Consider the following 22,055-nt stretch of genomic DNA (forward strand, 5'->3'; position numbering starts at 1 on the left):
CCCCGAGGGCGGGCTTCGTCGTCGTTGCGCTGCTGCTGCTCAGATGCAGTCGCGGCAGATCATCTTGTCGGCGTCTGCCAGCTGGCTGCGGTGGTGAACCAAGAAGCAGCTCATGCAGGTGAACTCGTCGTCCTGCTTCGGCTTGACCTCCACGGAGAGCTCTTCGTGGGACAGGTCGGCACCCGGCAGCTCGAAGGACTCGGCGGCTTCGGTCTCGTCCTCGTCGACCTTGCCCGAGTTCTTGTCATGGCGCCGGGCCTTGAGCTCCTCGATGCTCTCTTCGCTCTGGTCTTCCTCGTTCTTACGCGGGGCGTCGTAATCGGTCGCCATGAACCTCTCCACTCCATCAACATCGGCTCAGCTCGTCGCACTTCGGCGCCAGATTGTGCACCATAACGGCGCGATCTGCACGCGCATTTCACACGACGCTCTGCACCAACGGAGCAGCGGGGTCGACTATTCCCCAACTTGGTGGAGAAATCCGCACTCCACGACGAGCTCGCGGAACGCCGCGAAGCCATGCTCCGGAGCACAGACGACAGCGATCTTCCGGCCCCTCCCGAGGGTCACCTCCAGGCGTGCGCCGGCCTCCTGCGCGATCAGCGCACCGGCCGCGTAGTCCCACAGCGCGACGCCCTCCTCGACGTAGGCGTCCGCACCGCCCTCGGCGACGTGGCACAGGTCCAGGGCACAGGAGCCGAGCCGGCGCAGATCGCGGACCTGCGGGATCAACCGGGCCGCCGCCGCGGCCTGTACCTGCCGGGTCTCGGCCTCGTAGTTGAAGCCGGTCAGCACCAGCCGCTCGGCGACCGGGGCGGGAGCCCGGACCGCGATCCGGGTGCCGTCGCGCCATGCGCCGCCGCCGCGAGCCGCCTCGTAGACGACGCCGGTCGCCGCGTTCACGACCACACCCGCCACCACCACGCCGTCCTCCTCGACGGCGATCGAGACGGCGTACTGGTCGAGGCCGTAGAGGAAGTTCACCGTGCCGTCGATCGGGTCGACGATCCAGCGCACCCCACTGCTGCCGGCCCGGTCGGCGTCCTCCTCGCCCAGGATCGCGTCGTCGGGGCGAGCCGCGGCGATCCGGGCGCGGATCAGCTGCTCGGTGTCCCGGTCGACCTGGGTCACCACGTCGACCGGACTCGACTTGGTCGCCGCCACCTCGACGCCGGCGCTCCGGGAGCGCGCCACGAAGCCGGCAGCCTCGACGGCGATCCGGCGGGCCAGCGCGAGGTGGTCGGCCGGAGAGGTCATCCCAGCTGTCCGAGCGCCGGCTGGGGTGCGCGAGGGTTCGGGCAGCAGTCCGGACGGCACAGGTCCCAACACGCCGGCAGCGAGCCCACCGCGGACTTGCGGGGCTCCTCGCCACGCACGGTGGCGGCGCGCTCGAGCACCAGCTCGCGGACCATCGCCACGAACCGCGGATCGATGCCCGCGGTGGCCGCCCTGGCGAACGGCAGCCCCAGCCGCTCAGCGGTCGCCGCCGCCTCGGTGTCGAGGTCGTAGATGACCTCCATGTGGTCGGAGATGAACCCGAACGGGATCACCACGACCGGAGCGGAGCCGGCGGCCGCGACCTCCTCCAGGTAGTCGTTGACGTCGGGCTCCAGCCACGGCACCTGGGGCGGGCCGGAGCGGGAGCAGAAGACGAGATCGTGCAGATAGCGGTGGCCGGTCTCGGCGCGGACCCGCTCGACCACCTCGTCCATCGCGCTGGTGTGCTGGGCCACGTAGGCACCGCCCTCGGGCCCGGACCCGGCGTTCATGGAGTCGGGGATCGAGTGCGTGACGAAGACCAGCCGGGTCTGCTCACGGGTACTCGGGTCGAAGGTGGCCAGCGCCGCCAGGGTGGCGTCCACCACCGGCTCGATGAAGCCCGGGTGATTGAAGTAGGCACGCAGGCGGTCCAGCTCGGGGGCGCCCGGCACGGCGTCAACGGCCCGCGCGAGGTCCTCGCGGTACTGCCGGCAGCCGGAGTACGACGAGTAGGCGGAGGTGACGAAGCAGGCGGCCCGCTTGATGCCGTCGTCCGCCATCTGCTGGAGGGTCTCGGCCAGGTACGGCTCCCAGTTCCGGTTGCCCCAGTAGATCGGCAGCTCGAGGCCGGCAGCCGCGAAGTCGGCCTGCAACGCCTCGATCAGTGCCCGGTTCTGGTCGTTGATCGGCGACCGGCCACCGAAGCCGAAGTAGTGCTGGCCCACCTCGACCAGGCGCTCCGGCGGGATGCCCCGGCCACGGGTGACGTTCTCCAGGAACGGGACGACGTCCTCCGGCTTCTCCGGGCCCCCGAACGAGACCAGCAGGAGGGCGTCATACGGCGTGGAGTCCGAGTGCATGGCGCTCAGTCTAGTGAGCGCCGACCCGGTGCCGAGACCCACCGGCCGGGTCATCTGCGACCCTTGCGGGGTGTTGTCCACCTACCGCAGCATCCTGACCGTCCCGGGTGCCGCGATCTTCAGTCTCAGCGGCTTCATCGCCCGGCTCCCGGTCTCCATGGTCAGCCTCGGCATCGTCCTGCTGATCTCCTCGGCGAGCGACTCCTACGGCCAGGCCGGCACCGTCGCGGCCGCCTACCTGCTGGCCAACGCAGCGCTGGCCATCGTGCACGGCCGTCTCGTCGACCGCTACGGCCAGTTCCGGGTGCTGCCCGCCGCCCAACTCCTGTACTCGGTGGCGTTGGTCGCGCTGGTGTGGGCAGTGCAGACGGACCAGCCCCAGGCCGTGACCCTGGTGGCGGCGGCCGTCGCGGGCGGGTCCCTGCCCCAGATCGGGTCCTGTGTGCGCGCCCGCTGGAACCACGTCCTGGACGACCAGGGCAAGCTGCAGACCGCCTTCGCCCTGGAGTCGGTGATCGACGAGTGCCTGTTCGTCCTCGGACCGACCGTGGTGACGACCCTGGCCACCGTGTGGCACCCGGTCGCGGGCCTGGCGGTGGCCGGGGCCTGCGGGCTGCTCGGCACACTGGCCCTGGCCGCACAACGCCGGACCGAGCCGCCCGCGCATCCGCGGACCGCCGACGCCGTGCGGCCGCCGATGCCGTGGCGCACGGTGGCGCCGATGGCGCTTGTCTGCGCGAGCCTCGGCGTGATCTTCGGCGCCGCCGAGCTGACCACCGTCGCCTTCGCCGAGGACCAGGGCGCCAAGGCCTGGTCGGGCCCGCTGCTCGGCGTCTGGGCCTTGGGCAGCCTGGCCGCCGGCCTGGTCGCCGGGGCGATCACCTGGCGCTCCGGCCCCGAGCGCCGGGTGCGGTGGGGCGTGCTGATGCTGGGCGCCACCATGCTGCCGCTCACCGTCGTCGACTCGATGTGGCTGATGGCCTTCTTCCTGCTGATCGGCGGCCTGGCGATCGCGCCGACGCTGATCGCGGCGCTGGCGCTCACCGCGGCCGCCGTCCCGAACGCCCGGCTGACCGAGGGGATGGCCGTGCTGCACACGGCGATGGGCATCGGAGTCGCTCCCGGAGCGACCATCGCCGGCATCGTCGTCGACCACTACGGAAGCTCGGCCGCCTACCTCGTTCCCGCCGTCGCCGGCCTGATCGGTGCGATCGCCGCCTGGCTGGGTCGCGCTCCAGTACCCTCACCCGCATGAGTGGTTGGAGCAACTGGTCCGGGCTCGAGACGGCGACGCCCACCGAGGTCGTCGTGCCGGACAGCACCGAGGCCGTGGTGCGTGCCGTGCAGCGCGCTGCGGAGCGTGGCGGCACCGTCAAGATGGTCGGCACCGGGCACAGCTTCACCAGCATCAGCGCGCCCGAGGGCACCATGCTCAAGCCGGACCGGCAGAGCGGCATCCTCTCGGTCGACCGCGCCGCGATGACGGTGACCGCGCGCGCGGGCACTCCCCTGCACCTGCTCAACAGCGAGCTCGAGCGCCTCGGCCTCTCGCTGCACAACATGGGCGACATCGCCGAGCAGACGCTGGCCGGCGCCACCAGCACCGGCACCCACGGCACCGGCGGTCTCAAGGCATCGCTCTCCGCGCAGCTCTCGGGCCTGGAGCTGGTCACCGGGGACGGCACGCTGCTGCGTGCCTCCCGCACCGAGAACGCCGACGTCTTCGCGGCCGCCCGGATCGGGCTCGGTGCCCTCGGCGTGCTCACCACGCTGACCTTCGACGTCGAGCCGCTGGGCCTGCTCGAGGCCCACGAGATGCCGATCTCGTGGAACGAGGGCCTGGCCCGCTACGACGAGCTCATCGCCGAGAACCACCACTGCGACTTGTACTGGTTCCCGCACTCGGAGTGCATGCAGGTCAAGACGAACAATCGCTTGGACGCCAACCGGGAGCCGGCCGAGCCGCTGTCCAGGCTGCGCTCGTGGTTCGACGACGACCTGATCGCCAACTCGGCGTTCGGGCTGATCAACGCCATCGGCAACCGGCGCCCGCAGTGGGTGCCGGCCTTCAACCGGTTGGCTGGGCGGATGCTCAGCGAGCGTCGCTACAGCGACGTCCCGCACCGGGTCTTCACGACGCCGCGCAAGGTCGTCTTCCGGGAGATGGAGTACGCGGTTCCGCGCGAGGCCGGGCTCACCGCGCTCCGCGAGGCCCGGGCGGTGATCGAGCGCCATGACTGGGCGATCAGCTTCCCCGTCGAGATCCGGCAGACCCCGGCCGATGACATCACCCTCGGCACCTCCACCGGGCGCGAGTCGATGTACCTGGCGTTCCACGTCAACGCCGCCACCGACCATCGCGCGTACTTCGGCGCCATGGAGGAGGTCATGGTCGCCCACGGCGGTCGCCCGCACTGGGGCAAGGTGCACACTCGCACCGCCGCGGACCTGGCCGAGGCGTACCCACGCTTCGAGGAGTTCCTCGCGTTGCGCGAGCGGCTCGACCCGGAGCGGGTCTTCGCCAACAGCTACCTGCGGCGCGTGCTCGGCGACTGAGTCAGACGCTGGCCGGGCCGCGCGGCGTCGGCGCGTGCCACTGGCGCACGATCGCCAGCAGCCGCCAGACCAGGCAGACCAGGCCACCGATGGCAGCGGTCACCCAGAAGGAGATGCCGAGCTCGTGTCCGACGGCGACCAGGGCGGCGCCGGCGAGCGCGGGCGTCGCATACAGCTCCTCACGGAAGACCACCGGGACCCGGCCGGCGAGCACGTCGCGCAGCATCCCGCCGCCGATCCCCGTCACCATCCCCATCAATGCGGCCGGAACCGGACCGAGCCCGTACTCGATCGCCTTGCTGGTGCCGGTGACGCAGAAGAGCGCGAGGCCGAAGGCGTCGAAGAAGTTGACGGCGTTCTCCGCGCGTCCCAGCTGCGGGTGGTAGACGAACGTGATCAGGCCGGCAGCCACCGGGACCATCAGGTAGCGCCAGTCGGCGAGGGCCGCAGGGGGCGTCGCATCGATCAGCACGTCACGCAGGAATCCGCCGCCCAGTCCGGTCGCGCTGGCGAGCACCAGGGCGCCGAACAGGTCGAGGTGCTTGCGGACCGCCACCAGGGCACCGGAGATCGCGAAGACGAAGATGCCTGCGAGGTCCAGGACGATCAACAGGTCGGCGGCGTGCATGCGCTGAACTTAACCCCTGGAATCGGGCCACACCGCCCAGGGTGGACCAGTCGCTCCCCGCGCTGGCGTAGGCTCAGCCGAGAAGAACCGAGAAGACACGAGGAGAAGGACCAGGACCGATGTTGCACCTCACGCTCGCAGGATTGAGCGAGGACAACGAGCGTCTGCTCCTGGTCAGCGACTCAGGTGAGGAGTTCTCCCTCGCCCTCGACGCCAAACTCCGGGCCGCAGTTCGCGGCACGACTGCACGACCCGGACGGATGGAGACCCGAATGGAAAGCACACTCCGCCCTCGCGACATCCAGGCGCGGATCAGGGCCGGCGAGTCCCCCGAGGCGGTGGCCCAGGCCGCCAACACCACGGTGGAGAAGATCGAGGCCTTCGCCGGGCCGGTGCTTGCCGAGCGCGCTCACATCGCCGACCGTGCCCAACGCTCCTCGGTGCGACGCAAGAGCGGCGACGCCGGCGCCCGCACCCTCGGCGACGCCGTCGCCGCCCAGCTCCGTCCCCACAACGTCCGTGCCGCCAACGTCGAGTGGGACGCCTGGCGCCGCGAGGACGGCCGGTGGACGCTCGAGGCCGTCTACAGCGCCGGCAGCCATTCCGGCACCGGCCACTTCTCCTTCGACGTGCCCGGCAACTACGTGATCGCCGACGACGACGAGGCGCGCTGGCTGGTCGGCGAGCCGGTCAACCGGCCCGAGCCGCAGGCGCCGCGCGACGATCTGGCCCGGTTCCGCCAGGCCCGGCAGAGCGCCGACGACGCCCAGCTCGCGCTCGGCGAAGACGACGAGTTCGCGCCGGCTCCCGAGCAGGAGCAGGAGCCGCTCGGTGCCGACGCGATCGCGCTCGTGCAGGCCGACGAGCCCGACGCCGACGAGCCGACCGTGGACCTGAGCGAGACCGTCCGGGCCGCCGCGAAGGCGACGCCGTCCGCCCCGGCACCGGAGCAGGCGTCGGACGCCGCCCGCGAGCAGGCCGCTGAGCCGCAGGCCGAGTCGGCCGAGCCCGAGCCCGCCAAGCCCGCGCCGCGCAAGGCGAACCGCCGCAAGCGCGCCTCGGTGCCGAGCTGGGACGAGATCATGTTCGGCGGCGGCAAGCAGGAGTAACCGCCCACGCGGAGCCGTTCAGGCCGCTAGCCTTCGGCCATGGCCTACTTCGTGACCGGCGCCACAGGCTTCATCGGCCGCTTCCTGGTCGCCGAGCTGCTGGCGCGACCGGACGCCGAGGTCTTCGTGCTCTGCCGCGAGTCCTCGCTCGACCGACTCGAGATCCTCGCCCAGCGCTGGCCCGGCCGGGTCACGCCGGTCGTCGGGGACCTGCGCAGCGCGGCACTCGGTGTCGACGAGGCGTGGATCGACGCCCAGCAGGACCGGATCGAGCACTTCTTCCATCTGGCCGCGATCTATGACATGACCGCCGATGCTGCGCTCAACGACGAGCTCAACATCGCCGGCACCGAACGCGCCCTGGATCTCGCGGCCCGGCTGCGTGCGGGGACCTTCCACCATGTCTCGTCGGTGGCGGTGGCCGGCGAGCACCGCGGCGAGTTCACCGAGGCGATGTTCGACGAGGGCCAGCACCTGCCCTCTCCCTACCACCGCACCAAGTTCGAGTCCGAGCGGATGGTTCGCGAGCAGGTCCAGGTTCCGTGGCGGGTCTACCGCCCCGCGATCGTGGTCGGCCACTCCGAGACCGGCGAGATGGACAAGGTCGACGGCCCGTACTACTTCTTCGGCATCCTCAAGCGGCTGCGGGACGCCTTCCCCAACTGGCTGCCGCTGATCGGGCTGGAGCTCGGCGACACCAACGTGGTCCCGGTCGACTACGTGGCCAAGGCGATCGACCGGCTGGCGCACGTCGCCGACCCAGGCACCGACACCTTCCATCTGGTCAACCCCGAGCCGCAGCCCGTGGTGCAGATGGTGAACGCCTTCTGCCGTGCCGCCGGCGCCCCGCGCTTCGCCACGCCGTTGGACCGGATCAGCGCGCTGGACCGCCCGCGTGGCCTGCTCACCCAGGCGCTGCGAGCCGACCCCGTGCAGGCGGTGCTGGGGCGTGCCTCGAAGCGGGTCGGCATTCCGGCCGAGGTGTTGGCGCACACCAGCTTCGTGCCCACCTTCACCAGCCGGCGCACCGAGAAGGCGCTGGCAGGAAGCGGGATCGCCGTCCCGGAGCTGGACTCCTACGCCGCGGCGCTGTGGCACTACTGGGAGGGGCACCTCGATGGCGGCACCGCCCGTGACCCTCAGGCCCGCAAGGCCTTGGCGGGACGCCACGTGGTGATCACCGGCGCCTCGTCGGGCATCGGGCGGGTCACCGCGTTGAAGGTCGCCCAGGCCGGCGGGATCCCGGTCCTGGTGGCGCGGGGCCGCGAGAGCCTGGAGGAGCTCCGGGTCAGCATCGAGCTCGCCGGCGGCCAGGCCCACGTCTACCCCTGTGACCTCGCCGACCTGGACGCGATCGACGAGCTCTGCACGGCCCTGCGCAACGACCTGCCCAGCGTCGACTACGTGGTGAACAACGCCGGCCGCTCGATCCGCCGCTCGATCCGGTTGAGCCTCGAGCGCTTCCACGACTTCGAGCGCACCATGCAGCTCAACTACTTCGGGGCGATCCGGCTGGTGATGGGCCTGCTGCCGATGATGCGCGAGCAGCGCCGTGCCCACGTCGTCAACGTGAGCTCGATCGGCGTGCAGACCAATCCCCCGCGCTTCTCGGCCTACGTCGCCTCCAAGGCGGCCCTCGACGCGTGGAGCAACGTCGTCTCCTCGGAGCTGGTCGGCGACGGGATCACCTTCACCAACGTGCACATGCCGTTGGTCCGCACCCCGATGATCGCGCCGACCACGATCTACCGGAAGTTCCCGACCATCTCCCCGGCCCAGGCGGCGGATCAGGTGATCACCGCGCTGGTGGAGCGGCCCCACGAGCTCAACACCATGCTCGGCAACGCCGGCGCCGTCGCCCATACGGTGGCACCGCGCGCTTCGTTCCGGGTGCTCAACCTGGCGTACCAGGTCTTCCCCGACTCAGCGGCTGCCGGCGGTGGCCGGGAGAGCGAGCAGGTGATGCTCGCCCGGCTCTTCCGCGGCGTGCACTGGTAGTCAGCCCCGGGCGACGGGCCGGGTCGGGTCGCTCACCCACTCGCTCCACGACCCCGGGTAGAGCGCCGCGCGGACCCCGATCCGCTCCAGCGCCAGGACGTCGTGGGCAGCGGTCACCCCGGAGCCGCAGTAGACCCCGACCGGGACTCCCGGCGCCACGCCGTGCGCCGCGTACACGTCGCGCAGTGCATCCACCCCGAGGAAGTGCCCATCGGCCTCCAGATTGGCGCTGGTGGGCGCATTGAGCGCACCGGGGATGTGCCCGGCGACCGGATCGACCGGCTCGACCTCGCCGCGGTACCGCTCCGCGGCCCGGGCGTCGAGCACGGTGCCGCGGCGCGCGAGCTCCAGCACCTCGTCGGGGCCGACGGTGGGCATCTCCCCGGGGACGCCGTCGAAGTCGCCCACCGCGGACTGCGCCGGTCCCGTCGCGGTCTCCAGGCCCGCCGCCTGCCAGGCCGGCCAACCGCCGTCGAGGACCTGCACGCGGCGGTGGCCGTAGTGGCGCAGCAGCCACCAGGCGCGGGCCGCGGCATGGCCCGACCAGTCGTCGTAGACCACGACGCCGCGGTCGTTGTGGACGCCGGCCGCGCGCATCGCCGCGACGAAGACGGCCGGATCGGGCAGCGGATGCCGTCCGCCGAGACCCGGTGCCGCGGCCAGGGCGGTGTCGAGGTCCACGTACCGGGCCCCCGCCAGGTGACCGGCGGCGAACTCGTCGGCCCCCGGCGGACCACCGAGCCGGTACCGGACGTCGAGGACGTCGTAGGCCCCGCGGTCGGCCGCCAGCTCGGCGACGGAGATCAGTGGTGAGAATCCCATGTGCCGAGTCTGCCCGATGCGGACCGAGCGGCCCGGCAACTGGCATGATGTCCGGCGATGGCTGAGCTGAATTTCTTCACGGGCACGATGGACTCCGGCAAGAGCACGCTGGCGCTGCAGACGAACCACAACCACGCGGCGCGAGGGCGGATCGGGCGGATCTTCACGACCCACGACCGCGCCGGCGAGGCGACCCTGTCGTCGCGCCTGGGGCTCACCCACGCGGCGATCGAGGTGGACGCCACCTTCGACTTCTGGCGCTACGTGGTCGACACGCTGACCCACGGCGGCCGGATCGACTACCTGATCTGCGACGAGGCCCAGTTCTACGCGCCCGCGCAGATCGACCAACTGGCCAAGGTCGTCGACGAGCTCCAGATCGACGTCTTCGCCTTCGGCATCCTCACCGACTTCCGCACCGCTCTCTTCCCGGGCAGCGCCCGGTTGGTCGAGCTCGCGGACCGGCTCCAGGTGCTCCAGGTGGAGGCGCTGTGCTGGTGCGGGAAGCGGGCAACCCACAACGCGCGCACCGAGAACGGCGTGATGATCACCGAGGGCGAGGTGGTCGTCGTCGGGGACATCGAGAACGAGCGGGAGCGGGCCGAACAGGTCGACGTCTCCTATGAGGTGCTGTGCCGTCAGCACCACCGCCGGCGGCTCACCGCGGCCCGCGCACGAGCGGTATCGATGGCCCCGGAGCCACTGCCCTTCGGCTGAGTGGAACAGGGAGCGGCAACGGTCCCGCTCACTGAATCCGGCGGCGACGTGACCTACGCCGCACCTGATATCTCTGTGCTCATGACGAGCGTCGGCACCATTCCTGATCAGATCCTGCCCACCATGGCGGAGGTCTTCCTCTCGCGCGCGGAGGACGACCACACCGCACTGCTCTTCGAGGACTCGAAGTGGAGCTACCGCGAGCTGGTGCGTGAGGCCGCCGTCCGCTCGTCGTGGATGCAGGCCAAGCGCCCCGGCGACGACCGGCCCTGGCACGTCGGCGTGCTGCTGGAGAACACCCCCGAGTACCTGTTCCTGCTCGCTGGTGCCGCCCTCAGCGGCGCCACCATCGTGGGCATCAACCCGACCCGACGCGGCGAGGAGCTCGCCCGCGACATCCGCGGCACCGACGTCGACGTGATCGTCGTCGACGCCGCCTACGCGGGGCTGCTCGAGGGACTGGACACCGGCGCGCGCGAGATCATCCGCAGCGACAGCCCCGAGTACCAGGCACTGCTGGCAGAGCACGCCGAGGCGCCGGCCAAGGCGACCGCGGAGGCACTCGACCCGTCCAACGTGCTGGTGCTGCTCTTCACCTCCGGCTCGACCGGTGCGCCGAAGGCCGTGATCTGCACGACCGGCCGCTGGGCCCGGGTCACCCAGGTCTCGATCTTCGACTTCGGCCCCGACGACGTGGCCTACAACGCGATGCCGCTCTTCCACGGCAATGCGCTCTTCAGCGCCTGGAGCCCGGCGATCAACGCCCGCGGTGCGCTGGCGATCCGTCGCAAGTTCTCCGCCTCCGGCTTCCTGCCCGACGTGCAGAAGTTCGGCGCCACCTTCTTCAACTACGTGGGCCGCTCGCTGGCCTACGTGCTGGCCCAGCCCGAGTCGGAGGCCGAGGCCGACAACAAGCTGCGCTTCGGCTTCGGCACCGAGGCCTCCACCAAGGACCGGGCCGAGTTCCTGCGCCGCTTCAACACCCCGGTCTACGAGTCGTACGGCTCGTCGGAGGGCGCGTGCTACATCATCAACACCGCGGAGACCCCCGAGGGCGCCCTGGGCGTGCCGCAGGTGGGCCACTTCCCCGAGGTCGTCAACGAGGACGGCGAGCTCTGCCCGCCCGCCGAGTTCGACGAGAACGGCGTCCTGCTGAACATGGAGGCCGCGATCGGTGAGCTGGTCTCGCGCAATGCCGCCTCGATGTTCGAGGGCTACTACAAGAACCCGGAGGCGGCGGCCGACAAGCTCCGCGACGGCGACTTCTGGACCGGTGACCTCGCCTACCGCGACGCTGACGGCTTCTTCTACTACGCGGGCCGCACCGCCGACTGGCTCCGCGTCGACTCCGAGAACTTCGCCGCCGCGCCGGTGGAGCGGATCCTGGCCCGGTACCCCGGCGTCAGCGTGGCCGCGGTCTACCCGGTTCCCGACCCGCGCACCGGCGACCTGGTGATGGCGACGCTGCAGCTGACCGTCGAGGCCCCCGACTTCGACCCGGAGGCGTTCACCGCCTTCCTGGCCGAGCAGAAGGACATGGGCACCAAGTGGGCGCCGCGCCTGCTCCGGGTGACCCGGGACCTCCCGGTGACGGCGACCAGCAAGGTCGACAAGCCGGCGCTGCGCCGTCAGCTGTGGCGCACCAGCGACCCGGTCTTCGAGCACACCCCCGAGGGCTACCGCCCGCTCGACGAGAGCGCGGTGGAGCGCCTGCTTGCCGAGTACGCCGAGCACGGGCGCACCCAGCTCGTCGGCTGAGCCCCGGCTCGAGCCCCCGTGCCTGCCCGACGTCGGGCAGGGGCGGGGGCTCGTTCGGCTTGACGGCCCGGATGGGTCAGGCGAGCAGGATCGGGATCCGCATCTCGTCCTCGGTGAGCGAGCCATGGAAGCCGATCAGTCGCTGCTCGAGGGGGAAGTCCCGGCTGGAGACCACGGTGAAGTCGCTGTGGCAGGCCACCATCACCTCGCCGAGGCGGGGCACCACGTTCTCCTCGACGCGGCCGAACCAGCCCCGCCCGATCGCCTCGTCGCGGGTCAGCACCGTGGCGTCCTCACCCAGGCGCTCACGCCAGGTGGCGACCACGTCGGCGACCGCGCCGTTGCGGCAGTAGAGGTGCCGGAACCGCGCCTCGCCGCCCAGCAGCACCACGCCGTCACGCAGACCTGGGGTCGTGTCCACGTCGATCCGGCGCTCGGCCGGCGAGTCGATCATGCCGTGGTCGGCGACCACCAGCAGCCGCACCGAGGACGGCAGCGCCTCGCGGAGCTGCTCGGTGGTCGAGTCGATCGCGGCGAGCTGCTGGAGCCATTCCGCCGACGCGACGCCATGACGGTGACCGGTGTAGTCGAGGTCGCCCTCGTAGGTGTAGACAAGCGCCGGCGCCAGGGCCGCGGCGGCGACCACGGCGGCGATCCGCTCACCGACCAGGTCGGCGCCGATGAAGGTGGCCCCGCGGTGACCGGCCACAGTCAGGCCGGAGCCGTCGAAGTGCCGCTTGTTGACGTTGCTCACCGCGACGCCGACCCGGGTCAGCTCCGAGAACGCCGTCGGGTGCGGCTGCCACTGCTCGGGGTCGATCTCCTGATCCCACAGCAGGTGGTTGAGCAGCTGGTCGGTGCCCGGCACCCGAGCGGTGTAGCCGACCAGGCCGTGCTGGCCCGGCGCGAGCCCGGTGCCCAGCGAGGTCAGAGAGGTCGCCGTCGTCGACGGCACGCCGGCCGTTCCGGGACGCCCGCTCAACGAGCTGAGGAACGGCGCGACGTGGGCGTAGCGCTGCAGCAGCCGCTCCCCCAGCCCGTCGATCAGCAGGATCACGTAGGAGGAGGCGTCGGGCAGCACCAGGCCCGCGGGCCCGCCGTGGGTCGCCCCCAACGCCGAGGCGACCGCCGGCACGACGTCCGCCAACGAGCGGTCGGCATAGGCCGGGACGACGAGCGGCGAGCTCACTAGCGGTTGCCCTGGGTGGCGGCCGAGAGGGCGCCGGCGAAGGAGAGCAGCGAGTTCACGGCGTCCGGGCCCTCGGCGGCGGCCGAGACCCGCAGGGTGAAGTCGTCGGAGGCGAGCACGCCGGTGTAGCCGTGGTCGGCCTCGCAGTGCGGGTCGGCGCAGCCGGCCGGCTCCAGGTCGATCCGGCTGACCGCGCCCCAGCCGATGGTGACCACGGCCTCCGCCGCGGGCTGCGGACCCGAGGTGGGGTTCGCGACCATCCGGGTCACCACCACCGAGCGGACCGAGCTCAACGCGATCGCCTCGGTCGAGGTGGAGGTGTAGGGGGCCGGGAGCAGGTCGTCGCCGGCGTGCTCGTCGGTGTGCGCCAGGATCAGCCGGCTCGGGGTCAGCACCACCACGGTGATGTGGCGACGCACCTCGTCGCGCTCGATGGTGGGCTCGTGGTGGACGTACCAGGAGATGACCTCCTCGCCCGCCAGCGCCGCATTCACCCCGTCGCTGACCACCTCGGGGTAGTAGCCGGTGTGCTCGATCGCCGCCCGCAGGGCAGCCGCGACCGAGGCAGGGTCAAAGAGTCCGCTGTTGCGCATACCCGAAGTGTGTCACGACGCTCCGACGCGACGATCAGCCCGGCAGGGTGTCATCGGAGCTGCGGTTGAGCCGCCGCACGAACCAGTCCGAGCGCAGGTCGGCGACCGGCTCCACCCGCGCCTCGGCGGTGAGCACCGTCGACGACGTCGCGCCGGCCAGGACCAGGGAGAGGTCGAGGCTGCGCACCTGTGGGAAGTCGTTCTTCACCTGGGCCACGGCCATGATCAGCTGCTCGATCTGGTCGACGTCCACGACCTCGCTGCCGCGGTAGCCGAACAGCAGCGGCGAGCTCTTGATCTCGCGGGTCATCGCCCGGGCCTCGTGCAGGCTCAGCGGCGGGACCCGGTAGGCCTTGTCGCCGAGCAGCTCGGTCAGCGGCCCTGCGGTGCCGAAGGAGATCACCGGGCCGAAGAGCGGGTCCTCGACCGCGGCGATGCCGACCGGGACACCGGGCGGGGCCGTCTTCTGGACCACGAAGCGGGCCCGGCCCGGCTCGTTGATCAGCTGGGTCAGGTTGTCCCAGCCGACCTGCATCTCCTCCGGGCTGTCGATGCCGCGCCAGACGTGGGCGAGGTCGGGCCGGTGCCGCAGGTGGTCGGCGGTGGCCTTGACCACCACGTCCCAGCCGAGGTCCTCGCCGACCTGGATCGCCTCCTCGACGGTCTCGACGGGGTGGGCCTCCCAGACCGCGATGCCGTAGTGGCCGAGCAGCTCGCGCAGCTCCTCGAAGGTGAGCTGGCGGCCCTCCGGGTACTCCATCAGAACCGTGTTGATCAGCTTCTTCGCCTCCAGCGGGGGCTGCGTCGTCTCGTCGGCGCGCTCGTCCTCCGGCGTGCGCAGCCAGACCGCGTACTCGACGACGTGGGCGAGTGCGCGGACCGCCGCCTCGACGGCCGGATAGGACGGGACCGAGCCGCGCCCCGCGGTCGAGCCGGCGACGTCCGGCACCCGGAGCAGCTCGGGGACGCCCTCAGCGCCGAGGAAGGTGGAGACCAGCGGCTTGTCGGACTGCTCGCCCACCGCGGCGAGGACGTTGGCGACCTCCTCGCCCGAGACGTTGAGCGGCGGGATGTAGACGGCGACGACCGAGTCCACCTCGGGGTCGTCGATGGCACGGTCGAGGGCGTCCTCGAAGTCCTCGGCGGTGGCGTCCGCGCCGAGCGCGACCGAGGAGTTCACCACCAGGCCGACCGCGGCAGCGGCGTCGGTGGCCAGCAGCCCCAGCGCGTCGGAGTTGCCGACCACCGCGACGCGGCGTCCGCGCGGCAGGGGCTGGTGGGCGAGCAGCTGGGCGACGTCGAACATCTCGTCCAGGGTGTCGACCTGGATCACGCCGGCCTGGCGGAACATCGCGTCGACGGCCTGCTGCGGCGCGGAGATGGTGCGCACCGCGTGTCCCATCGGCACACCCTGGGTGGTGCGTCCGGAGCGGACCGCGACGATCGGCTTGCGGCGCGAGACCCGACGGGTGATCCGGGAGAACTTGCGCGGGTTTCCGATCGACTCCAGGTAGAGCAGGACCACCTCGGTGGAGGCGTCCTCCTCCCAGTACTGGAGCAGGTCGTTGCCGGAGACGTCGGCGCGGTTGCCGGCGCTGACGAAGGTCGACAGGCCCAGACCCCGGTTGTAGACCTTCTCCAGGATCGCCGAGCCGAGCGCACCGGACTGACAGAAGAAGCCGGCCCGCCCGCGCGGCGGCATCAGCGTCGAGAGCGAGGCGTTGAGGGAGACGTCAGGGTCGGTGTTGATCACGCCCAGGCAGTTGGGGCCGATCAGGCGCAGGCCGTACGAGCGGGCCAGGCCGACCAGGCGGCGCTGACGGCGACGACCCTCGTCGCCGGTCTCGGCGAACCCCGACGAGATGACGACCAGTCCCTTGACGCCCTTGGCCGCGCAGTCCAGGACCACGTCCTGCACCGAGTTCGCGGGCACCGCGACGATAGCGACGTCGACGTCGCCGGGGATCTCGGTCACCGAGCGGTAGGCGGGCAGGCCGGAGACCGGGTCGGCGGTCGGGTTGACCGCGTAGACGACGCCGGTGAAGTCGCCGGTCACCAGGTGGCGCACCAGCGCCTGACCGATGGTGTCCTGGCGGCGGCTTGCACCGATCACCGCGACGGAGCGGGCTTGGAAGAAGCGGGCGATGGACGCCGACTCTGCGCGGTGTTCGCGATGCTCCATGATCCCGATCGCGGTCTCGGTCGGGGTGATCGGGAACTCCAGGCTCATCACGCCGTCCTGGAAGCCACCGGCGACGTGGTAGCCGGCGTCCTTGAAGGTGTCGATCATCCGCCGGTTGTCGGGCAGGACCTCGGCCACGAAGCGCTCCACGCCGACCTCCCGGCCGGCCTGGGCGAGGTGCTCGAGCAGGACCTGGGCGATCCCGCGGCCCTGGTGGGCGTCCTGGACCAGGAAGGCGATCTCGGCGGAGACCGGCTTGGCCGGCTGGCTGGCCGTGGGCCGCTCGACGATGTCGAAGCGACCCACCGCGATCATCTTGCCGGCCAGCAGCACCACGAACGCCACCCGGTTGCGGTGGTCCACGTGGGTGAAGCGGGAGACGTCGCGGTCCGAGAGCGTCGGCATCGGCGAGAAGAAGCGGTAGTACTTCGACTCGTCGGAGACACGGGAGTAGAAGTCGACCAACAGGTCGGCGTCATCGGGCCGGATCGGCCGGATGTGGGCCGAAGCACCGTCGATCAGGAGGACGTCCGCCTCCCAATGACGCGGAGGCTCAAGGTTCTGGCTGCCCGTCGAGGTCACAGTCGTCAATCTATCGGGTGTGGCCACGGCTACTCACCCCTGGGCGGCGTGCCCACCGCGAAACTTTCCCACCGACACGTGAGAATGTCCCCCATGGCACGACGTAGCACCCAACCGCCGCTCCCCGAAGACTTCGAGGAGCACATCCTCGACATCGACGTCGGCGACGAGATGCGCTCCTCCTTCCTTGAGTACGCCTACTCGGTGATCTACTCGCGCGCGCTTCCCGACGCGCGCGACGGGCTCAAGCCGGTCCAGCGCCGCATCCTGCACACGATGAACGACATGGGCCTGCGCCCGGACCGCGGTCACGTGAAGAGCGCCCGCGTCGTCGGCGAGGTGATGGGTCGCCTGCACCCGCACGGCGACGGCGCGATCTACGACGCCCTGGTCCGGATGGCCCAGTCCTGGTCGATGCGGCTGCCGATGATCGACGGGCACGGCAACTTCGGCTCGCCCGACGACTCCCCCGCCGCCATGCGCTACACCGAGTGCCGGATGGCGCCGGCCGCGGTGGCGATGACCGAGTCGATCGGCGAGGACACCGTCGACTTCCGGCCCAACTACGACAGCCGCGAGCTCGAGCCGAGCGTGCTGCCGGCGGCGATCCCGAACCTGATCGTGAACGGCACCACCGGCATCGCGGTCGGCATGGCCACCAACATCGCTCCGCACAACCTCGTCGAGGTGGTGCAGGCACTGCGGCACCTGATCAAGGTGCCGACCGCGACCCTCGACGACCTGATGCGCTTCATCCCCGGCCCCGACCTGCCCACGGGCGGCAAGATCGTCGGTCTGGACGGCATCAAGGACGCCTACGAGACCGGTCGCGGCGTCTTCAAGATGCGTGCCACCGCCCGGATCGAGTCGGTCACGCCGCGCCGCAAGGGCATCGTGGTCACCGAGCTGCCCTACGGCGTGGGCACCGAGAAGGTGATGGAGCGGATCAAGACCCTGGTCCAGAACAAGAAGCTCCAGGGCATCTCCGACATCAAGGACCTCACCGACCGCGAGCACGGTCTGCGCCTGGTGATCGAGGTCAAGAACGGCTTCCACCCCGAGGCGCTGCTCGAGCAGCTCTACAAGCAGACGCCGCTGGAGGACTCCTTCGGCATCAACAACGTGGCGCTGGTCGACGGCCAGCCGCGCACGCTGGGTCTCAAGCAGATGCTCGAGGTCTTCCTCGACCACCGCTTCGACGTCGTCCGGCGGCGCTCGGTCTTCCGCCGCAAGAAGGCCGCCGACCGACTGCACCTGGTCGACGGTCTGCTGATCGCCATCCTGGACATCGACGAGGTGATCCAGGTGATCCGCTCCTCGGAGAACGCCCCGGCCGCGAAGGAGCGGTTGATGGAGATCTTCGAGCTGAGCGAGATCCAGGCCGACTTCATCCTCGACATGGCGCTGCGCCGGCTCACCAAGTTCTCCCGCCTCGAGCTGGAGAAGGAGCAGGAGGACCTGCGCCGGATCATCGAGGAGCTCGACGCGATCCTCAACGACGAGAAGCTGCTGCGCAAGGTGGTCAGCGACGAGCTGGCCGAGGTCGCCAAGACCTACGGCAACCCGCGGCGCACGGTGCTGCTGGAGTCCTCCGGCGCCACCGCCACCGCAGCGGCGACGCCCCTCGAGGTCGCCGACGACCCGTGCTTCGTCTACCTGTCCTCGACCGGCCTGCTGGCCCGCAGCAGTGACGCCTCTCCCCCCGGCGAGGGTGGCGGCCGGGCCCGGCACGACGTGGTCATGTCGGCGGTGCGCACCAGTGCCCGCGGGGAGATCGGCGTGATCACCTCCGCCGGGCGCCTGGTCAAGCTCGGCGTCCTCGAGCTGCCGACCCTGCCGGCGACCGCCAACGATCCGCACCTCTCCGGCGGGCTGCCGCTCTCGGAGTTCCTCTCCTTGAACCCGGGCGAGCGGGTGCTCTGCCTGGCGACGCTGGATCCGGACGGTCCCGGCATCGCCCTGGGCACCAAGCAGGGCGTGGTGAAGCGGGTCAACCCGGAGATCCTGACCCGCGACGAGTGGGAGGTGATCTCGCTCAAGGACGGCGACGAGGTCGTCGGCGCGGTCCAGCTGAGCACCGGCAACGAGACGCTCTGCTTCGTCACCTCCGACGCCCAGCTGCTGCACTACACCGCCGACCAGGTCCGGCCCCAGGGCCGCACCGGTGGCGGCATCGCCGGGATCAGGGTGGCCGACAAGCAGCAGGTGATCTGGTTCGGCGCCTTCAACGACACCGACGGCGTCGTCGTCACCAGTGCCGGTGCCGGCAGCTCGCTGCCGGGCACCGAGACCGGCTCGGTCAAGGTCACCCCGTTCTCGGAGTACCCGAGCAAGGGCCGCGCCACCGGCGGCGTCCGGTGCCACCGCTTCCTGAAGGGCGAGGACGTGCTGATCTTCGCCTGGGCGGGCCCCGACCCGGCCCGGGCTGCGGCGGCGAGCGGCGCCCCGATCGACCTGCCCGAGCTCGACTACCGGCGCGACGGCTCCGGTCTGCCGATCGCGCAGCCGATCGCGGCCTGTGCCTCCCCGGTGGCTTCGCAGGTCACCGGCACCACTGCTGTGGAAGGCTGAGCACATGGCACGAACGAAGAAGCTGCTGCTCGCCCCTGCCCTGGTCCTGGCGCTGAGCCTGAGCGCCTGCGTCGGGCAGGACGACAAGGACGGACCGGTCAGCGAGGAGAACTCGCCCCAGGAGGCCCTCGACCTCGCCAAGAAGACCCTCGACGAGACCAGCGGGGTCCAGCTCGAGCTGAAGGCCGAGGACCTGCCGGCCAACGCGCCCGGAATCGTCCTGACCGGGGCCAGCGGCGTCGCCGTGCACCCGCGAGCATTCGAGGGCGACATCGTGGCGAGCCTCTCCGGCCTCACCCAGAACGGCCAGGTGGTGGCCATCGAGGACACCGTCTGGGTGAAGATCGCGCTGCTCGGCAACGCCTTCCAGGAGCTCGACCCCGGCAAGATCGGCGCACCGAACCCGGCCCAGCTGATCGCCACCGAGGGTGGCCTCTCCGACCTCCTGGTCTCCACCGGGGACGTCGAGGAGGGCGACTCCGTGCGCGGCGGCAGCAACAACGACGAGGTGCTCACCGAGTACACCGGCACCCTGGCCGGTGACGACGTCACCGTCCTGGTGCCGACCGCGTCGGGTGACACCTTCGACGTCGTCTACCAGATCGCCGGCAACGGCGAGCTGCGCTCGATGGCGATCACCGGCGTCTTCTATGCCGACACCGACCCGATGACCTACACGGTCAGCTTCGACGACTACGGCACCACGCAGAAGATCACCGCGCCGTGAGCTTCGGCGCCACCAGGAGCGCGGCGTGATCGACCGCGCGCCGCGGCTGCTGCTCGCGATGGCGGCTGTCGCGGTCGCGTTCGCGGCCGCCGACACCTATGTGGTGGTGCTGGCCCTGCCGGAGATGATGGGCACGGTCCAGATCCCGATCAGCGAGCTGCAGCGCGCTGCCCCGATCGTGTCGGGGTTCCTGCTCGGCTATGTGGCGATGCTGCCGCTGATCGGGCGGATCGCCGACCTGCGCGGCCGGGTCCCGGTGCTCGTGATGTCGTTGGGGGTCTTCGCGGTCGGCTCGCTGATCACCGCCCTCACCTTCGACATGACCACGATGGTCACCGGCCGCTTCCTGCAGGGCGTCGGCGGTGGTGGTCTGGTGCCGGCGACGCTGGCCCTGGTCGCCGACCTCTATCCCCCGCATCGACGCGGCATTCCGCTCGGCGTGGTCTCCGCCGTCCAGGAGATCGGCAGCGTGCTGGGCCCGCTCTTCGGAGCCGCGGTGCTGGCGTTCGCGCCGTGGCAGATGATCTTCGCGATCAACCTGCTGGTCGGCGTCGTGCTGGCCTTCGCGATCGCCGCGCTGACCCGCCGCACGGCCGAGCAGCGTGACCGCAGGCCGTGGTGGCGCCTCGACTGGCTCGGCCTGGCCGCGGCCGTGGTGCTGGTGGTCTCCTTCACCATCCTGGCGCTGCGCCCCGGGCCGATCCGCCGCGACCTGACCTGGGGCCAGATCTTCGTGCCGTACGCCGGCGACGGGATCTGGTTGACGCCGATCGGCGTGACGGTGATCCTCAGCGGGCTGGCGCTCTGCCTGCGCTGCATCTTCGCGGCCAGGCCGTTGGTCGACGTCCGGAGCTGGGGCGCGTCGCTGCGCCAGGCCGACCTGCTCGGCGCGATCCTGCTGGCCATCGCGCTCGGCGGGGTGATCCTGGCCTTCGCCACCGCGGACCCGGAGGTTCAGGTCTTCTCCGAGCAGGGCCCTTGGTTCCTGCTCGGCTCCGCGGTGGCCCTGGTGCTCCTGGTGGCGCACCTGCGGCGAGCCGCGAACCCGCTGGTGCCGCACGACGCGATCAGCGCCCGTCCGGCCTGGGGCGCGCTGGGGGTCAGCTTCTTCATCGGCGCCGGCCTGATCGCGGCGCTGATCGACATCCCGATCTTCGCCAGGACGACGGTGCACCGCGAGTCGCAGTTGCTCGCGGCGCTGGTCCTGGTCCGGTTCCTGGTCGCCCTGCCGATCGGCGCCATCGTCGGTGGCTGGCTCTCGCGCCGGCACTCCGCCGCACTGATCACCGCTGCTGGCATGGTGCTTGCGGCCGTCGGCTTCGTCGGCATGGCGCAGTGGGACGCCACCAGCCTCAACGACGAGGTGGCCACGACCGCCGTGCTGCTGATCTGCGGCTTCGGCTTCGGGCTCGCGCTGGCGCCGGTCAACGCAGCCCTGCTGGCCAGCACCGCCGACGATGTGCACGGTGTCGCCTCCGCGCTGGTGGTGGTGGCCCGGATGGTCGGCATGCTGGTCGGCATCTCCGCGCTCACCACGCTGGGCCTGCGCCGCTTCGCCGTCGCCCGCGACGCCTGCCTGGAGCGCGGCGAGAGCAGCTGCGGCACGGCTGCCGCACTCGCCCAGGAGCACGCCGTCTTCCTCGGTGCGGCCGGGTGTGTGCTCGTCGCCGGGCTGCTGGCGTTGCTGCTCTTCCGGGGCGCGGACACCCATGAGGTCCACCACCCGGGCCCGCTGCACTAGACCGCCGGCCGCAGGAGTATCTTCGCGATGTGGCTGATTTCGACGACTTGCTAGAGGCGAACCGCGCGTTCGCAGACTCCTTCAACCTCGGCGGCTTCGACGGCGTCGCGAAGGCCGGCATCGGTCTGGTGACCTGTATGGACTCCCGCATCGACCCGCTGCGGATGCTCGGTCTGTCGCACGGCGACGCGAAGATCTTCCGCAACCCGGGTGGTCGCGTGACCGAGGCCGCGCTCGAGGCGCTGGTGCTGGGCTCGCACCTGCTCAACGTGCAGCGCATCCTGGTGGTGCCGCACACCCGTTGTGCGATGGCCAGCCGCTCGGAGGCCGAGTTCCACGCGCTGCTCGACGAGAAGACCGGCCAGGACACCACCTGGCAGCCGATCCACGTGATCACCGACCAGGTGGCCGCCCTGCGTCACGACGTGATGAAGGTCCGCTCGCACCCGCTCATCCCCGAGACCGTGAAGATCGCCGGCTTCATCTACGACGTCGACACCGGTCTCCTGCACCAGAAGGCCTGAGCCTTCCGATCGACCGACG

At 71.0% G+C, this 22,055-nt stretch carries 18 protein-coding genes; 10 read left to right on the plus strand and 8 right to left on the minus strand.

Features of this window, described 5'->3' with window-relative positions; genetic code table 11:
• Positions 1 to 39: 39 nt before the first annotated feature.
• The 3 genes from ABD151_RS02720 to ABD151_RS02730 form a co-directional block, all read right to left on the minus strand.
• Positions 40 to 330, minus strand: a complete 291-nt coding sequence (locus tag ABD151_RS02720; protein WP_343991084.1) for a DUF4193 domain-containing protein — start codon at positions 328 to 330, stop codon at positions 40 to 42.
• A 126-nt stretch (positions 331 to 456) separates the two neighbouring features.
• Positions 457 to 1,257, minus strand: coding sequence for an inositol monophosphatase family protein (locus ABD151_RS02725; RefSeq protein WP_343991086.1), 801 nt, complete (start codon positions 1,255 to 1,257; stop codon positions 457 to 459).
• Positions 1,254 to 2,339, minus strand: a complete 1,086-nt coding sequence (locus ABD151_RS02730) for a ferrochelatase (RefSeq protein ID WP_343991088.1) — start codon at positions 2,337 to 2,339, stop codon at positions 1,254 to 1,256. Before ABD151_RS02730 ends, ABD151_RS02725 begins: the two co-directional genes overlap by 4 nt.
• A 70-nt stretch (positions 2,340 to 2,409) precedes the next feature.
• Here ABD151_RS02730 and ABD151_RS02735 point away from each other — a divergent pair, with 70 nt between their 5' ends.
• Complete coding sequence (locus tag ABD151_RS02735; RefSeq protein WP_343991091.1) at positions 2,410 to 3,594, plus strand: MFS transporter; 1,185 nt, start codon at positions 2,410 to 2,412, stop codon at positions 3,592 to 3,594.
• A complete protein-coding gene (locus ABD151_RS02740) occupies positions 3,591 to 4,895 on the plus strand; it encodes a D-arabinono-1,4-lactone oxidase (protein WP_343991093.1) in 1,305 nt (434 codons plus the stop codon). The genes ABD151_RS02735 and ABD151_RS02740 overlap by 4 nt, the downstream gene beginning before the upstream one ends.
• Position 4,896: 1 nt before the next feature.
• Here the strand turns inward: ABD151_RS02740 and ABD151_RS02745 are convergent, their stop codons facing one another.
• On the minus strand, positions 4,897 to 5,523 hold the full coding sequence (locus tag ABD151_RS02745; RefSeq protein ID WP_343991095.1) for a trimeric intracellular cation channel family protein: 627 nt from the start codon (positions 5,521 to 5,523) through the stop codon (positions 4,897 to 4,899).
• 119 nt (positions 5,524 to 5,642) lie between these two features.
• Between ABD151_RS02745 and sepH the strand changes: the two genes are divergently transcribed.
• Both sepH and ABD151_RS02755 read left to right on the plus strand, forming a co-directional pair.
• A complete protein-coding gene (sepH, locus tag ABD151_RS02750) occupies positions 5,643 to 6,632 on the plus strand; it encodes a septation protein SepH (protein ID WP_343991097.1) in 990 nt (329 codons plus the stop codon).
• Between the two features lie 39 nt (positions 6,633 to 6,671).
• Positions 6,672 to 8,630: an SDR family oxidoreductase gene (locus ABD151_RS02755; RefSeq protein WP_343991099.1), complete on the plus strand. Its 1,959-nt coding sequence runs from the start codon at positions 6,672 to 6,674 to the stop codon at positions 8,628 to 8,630.
• Here ABD151_RS02755 and ABD151_RS02760 read toward each other — a convergent pair whose 3' ends face one another.
• Entirely contained in the window at positions 8,631 to 9,452 is an 822-nt protein-coding gene (locus ABD151_RS02760; RefSeq protein ID WP_343991101.1) for a sulfurtransferase, read from the minus strand. It abuts the gene before it with no gap.
• Between the two features lie 57 nt (positions 9,453 to 9,509).
• Between ABD151_RS02760 and ABD151_RS02765 the strand changes: the two genes are divergently transcribed.
• Together ABD151_RS02765 and ABD151_RS02770 are read left to right on the plus strand one after the other, a co-directional pair.
• Positions 9,510 to 10,169 carry a thymidine kinase gene (locus tag ABD151_RS02765; protein ID WP_343991103.1) on the plus strand — a complete coding sequence of 220 codons (660 nt, stop codon included), beginning with the start codon at positions 9,510 to 9,512 and terminating at the stop codon, positions 10,167 to 10,169.
• 81 nt (positions 10,170 to 10,250) lie between these two features.
• Positions 10,251 to 11,927 carry an AMP-binding protein gene (locus tag ABD151_RS02770; protein WP_343991105.1) on the plus strand — a complete coding sequence of 559 codons (1,677 nt, stop codon included), beginning with the start codon at positions 10,251 to 10,253 and terminating at the stop codon, positions 11,925 to 11,927.
• A 76-nt stretch (positions 11,928 to 12,003) separates the two neighbouring features.
• On the opposite strand, the gene ABD151_RS02775 is transcribed toward ABD151_RS02770, so the two are convergent.
• From ABD151_RS02775 to ABD151_RS02785, 3 genes are read right to left on the minus strand one after another with little or no spacing between them, the layout of a single operon-like run.
• Positions 12,004 to 13,116 carry an alkaline phosphatase family protein gene (locus ABD151_RS02775; RefSeq protein ID WP_343991107.1) on the minus strand — a complete coding sequence of 371 codons (1,113 nt, stop codon included), beginning with the start codon at positions 13,114 to 13,116 and terminating at the stop codon, positions 12,004 to 12,006.
• Complete coding sequence (locus ABD151_RS02780) at positions 13,116 to 13,709, minus strand: DUF5998 family protein (RefSeq protein ID WP_343991109.1); 594 nt, start codon at positions 13,707 to 13,709, stop codon at positions 13,116 to 13,118. The genes ABD151_RS02775 and ABD151_RS02780 overlap by 1 nt, the downstream gene beginning before the upstream one ends.
• 34 nt (positions 13,710 to 13,743) lie before the next feature.
• Positions 13,744 to 16,473: a bifunctional acetate--CoA ligase family protein/GNAT family N-acetyltransferase gene (locus ABD151_RS02785; protein ID WP_343991111.1), complete on the minus strand. Its 2,730-nt coding sequence runs from the start codon at positions 16,471 to 16,473 to the stop codon at positions 13,744 to 13,746.
• A gap of 93 nt (positions 16,474 to 16,566) precedes the next feature.
• On the opposite strand from ABD151_RS02785, the gene ABD151_RS02790 reads away from it, so the two are divergent.
• From ABD151_RS02790 to ABD151_RS02805, 4 genes are read left to right on the plus strand one after another with little or no spacing between them, the layout of a single operon-like run.
• On the plus strand, positions 16,567 to 19,044 hold the full coding sequence (locus tag ABD151_RS02790; protein WP_343991113.1) for a DNA gyrase/topoisomerase IV subunit A: 2,478 nt from the start codon (positions 16,567 to 16,569) through the stop codon (positions 19,042 to 19,044).
• Positions 19,045 to 19,048: 4 nt separating this feature from the next.
• A complete protein-coding gene (locus ABD151_RS02795; RefSeq protein WP_343991115.1) occupies positions 19,049 to 19,771 on the plus strand; it encodes an LppX_LprAFG lipoprotein in 723 nt (240 codons plus the stop codon).
• A gap of 25 nt (positions 19,772 to 19,796) precedes the next feature.
• Positions 19,797 to 21,512 carry an MFS transporter gene (locus tag ABD151_RS02800; protein ID WP_343991117.1) on the plus strand — a complete coding sequence of 572 codons (1,716 nt, stop codon included), beginning with the start codon at positions 19,797 to 19,799 and terminating at the stop codon, positions 21,510 to 21,512.
• A gap of 29 nt (positions 21,513 to 21,541) precedes the next feature.
• On the plus strand, positions 21,542 to 22,036 hold the full coding sequence (locus ABD151_RS02805) for a beta-class carbonic anhydrase (RefSeq protein ID WP_343991119.1): 495 nt from the start codon (positions 21,542 to 21,544) through the stop codon (positions 22,034 to 22,036).
• The last annotated feature ends 19 nt before the right edge of the window (positions 22,037 to 22,055 follow it).

It is taken from the genome of Nocardioides dubius (assembly GCF_039528155.1).
Lineage (GTDB): Bacteria > Actinomycetota > Actinomycetes > Propionibacteriales > Nocardioidaceae > Nocardioides > Nocardioides dubius.

Bases quoted from the DNA above. Each gene is read 5' to 3' on its own strand.
- ABD151_RS02720 (WP_343991084.1), bottom strand. From the start codon at position 330: ATGGCGACCGATTACGACGCCCCGCGTAAGAACGAGGAAGACCAGAGC.
- ABD151_RS02725 (WP_343991086.1), bottom strand. From the start codon at position 1,257: ATGACCTCTCCGGCCGACCACCTCGCGCTGGCCCGCCGGATCGCCGTC.
- ABD151_RS02730 (WP_343991088.1), bottom strand. From the start codon at position 2,339: ATGCACTCGGACTCCACGCCGTATGACGCCCTCCTGCTGGTCTCGTTC.
- ABD151_RS02740 (WP_343991093.1), top strand. From the start codon at position 3,591: ATGAGTGGTTGGAGCAACTGGTCCGGGCTCGAGACGGCGACGCCCACC.
- ABD151_RS02745 (WP_343991095.1), bottom strand. From the start codon at position 5,523: ATGCACGCCGCCGACCTGTTGATCGTCCTGGACCTCGCAGGCATCTTC.
- sepH (WP_343991097.1), top strand. From the start codon at position 5,643: ATGTTGCACCTCACGCTCGCAGGATTGAGCGAGGACAACGAGCGTCTG.
- ABD151_RS02755 (WP_343991099.1), top strand. From the start codon at position 6,672: ATGGCCTACTTCGTGACCGGCGCCACAGGCTTCATCGGCCGCTTCCTG.
- ABD151_RS02760 (WP_343991101.1), bottom strand. From the start codon at position 9,452: ATGGGATTCTCACCACTGATCTCCGTCGCCGAGCTGGCGGCCGACCGC.
- ABD151_RS02765 (WP_343991103.1), top strand. From the start codon at position 9,510: ATGGCTGAGCTGAATTTCTTCACGGGCACGATGGACTCCGGCAAGAGC.
- ABD151_RS02770 (WP_343991105.1), top strand. From the start codon at position 10,251: ATGACGAGCGTCGGCACCATTCCTGATCAGATCCTGCCCACCATGGCG.
- ABD151_RS02780 (WP_343991109.1), bottom strand. From the start codon at position 13,709: ATGCGCAACAGCGGACTCTTTGACCCTGCCTCGGTCGCGGCTGCCCTG.
- ABD151_RS02790 (WP_343991113.1), top strand. From the start codon at position 16,567: ATGGCACGACGTAGCACCCAACCGCCGCTCCCCGAAGACTTCGAGGAG.
- ABD151_RS02795 (WP_343991115.1), top strand. From the start codon at position 19,049: ATGGCACGAACGAAGAAGCTGCTGCTCGCCCCTGCCCTGGTCCTGGCG.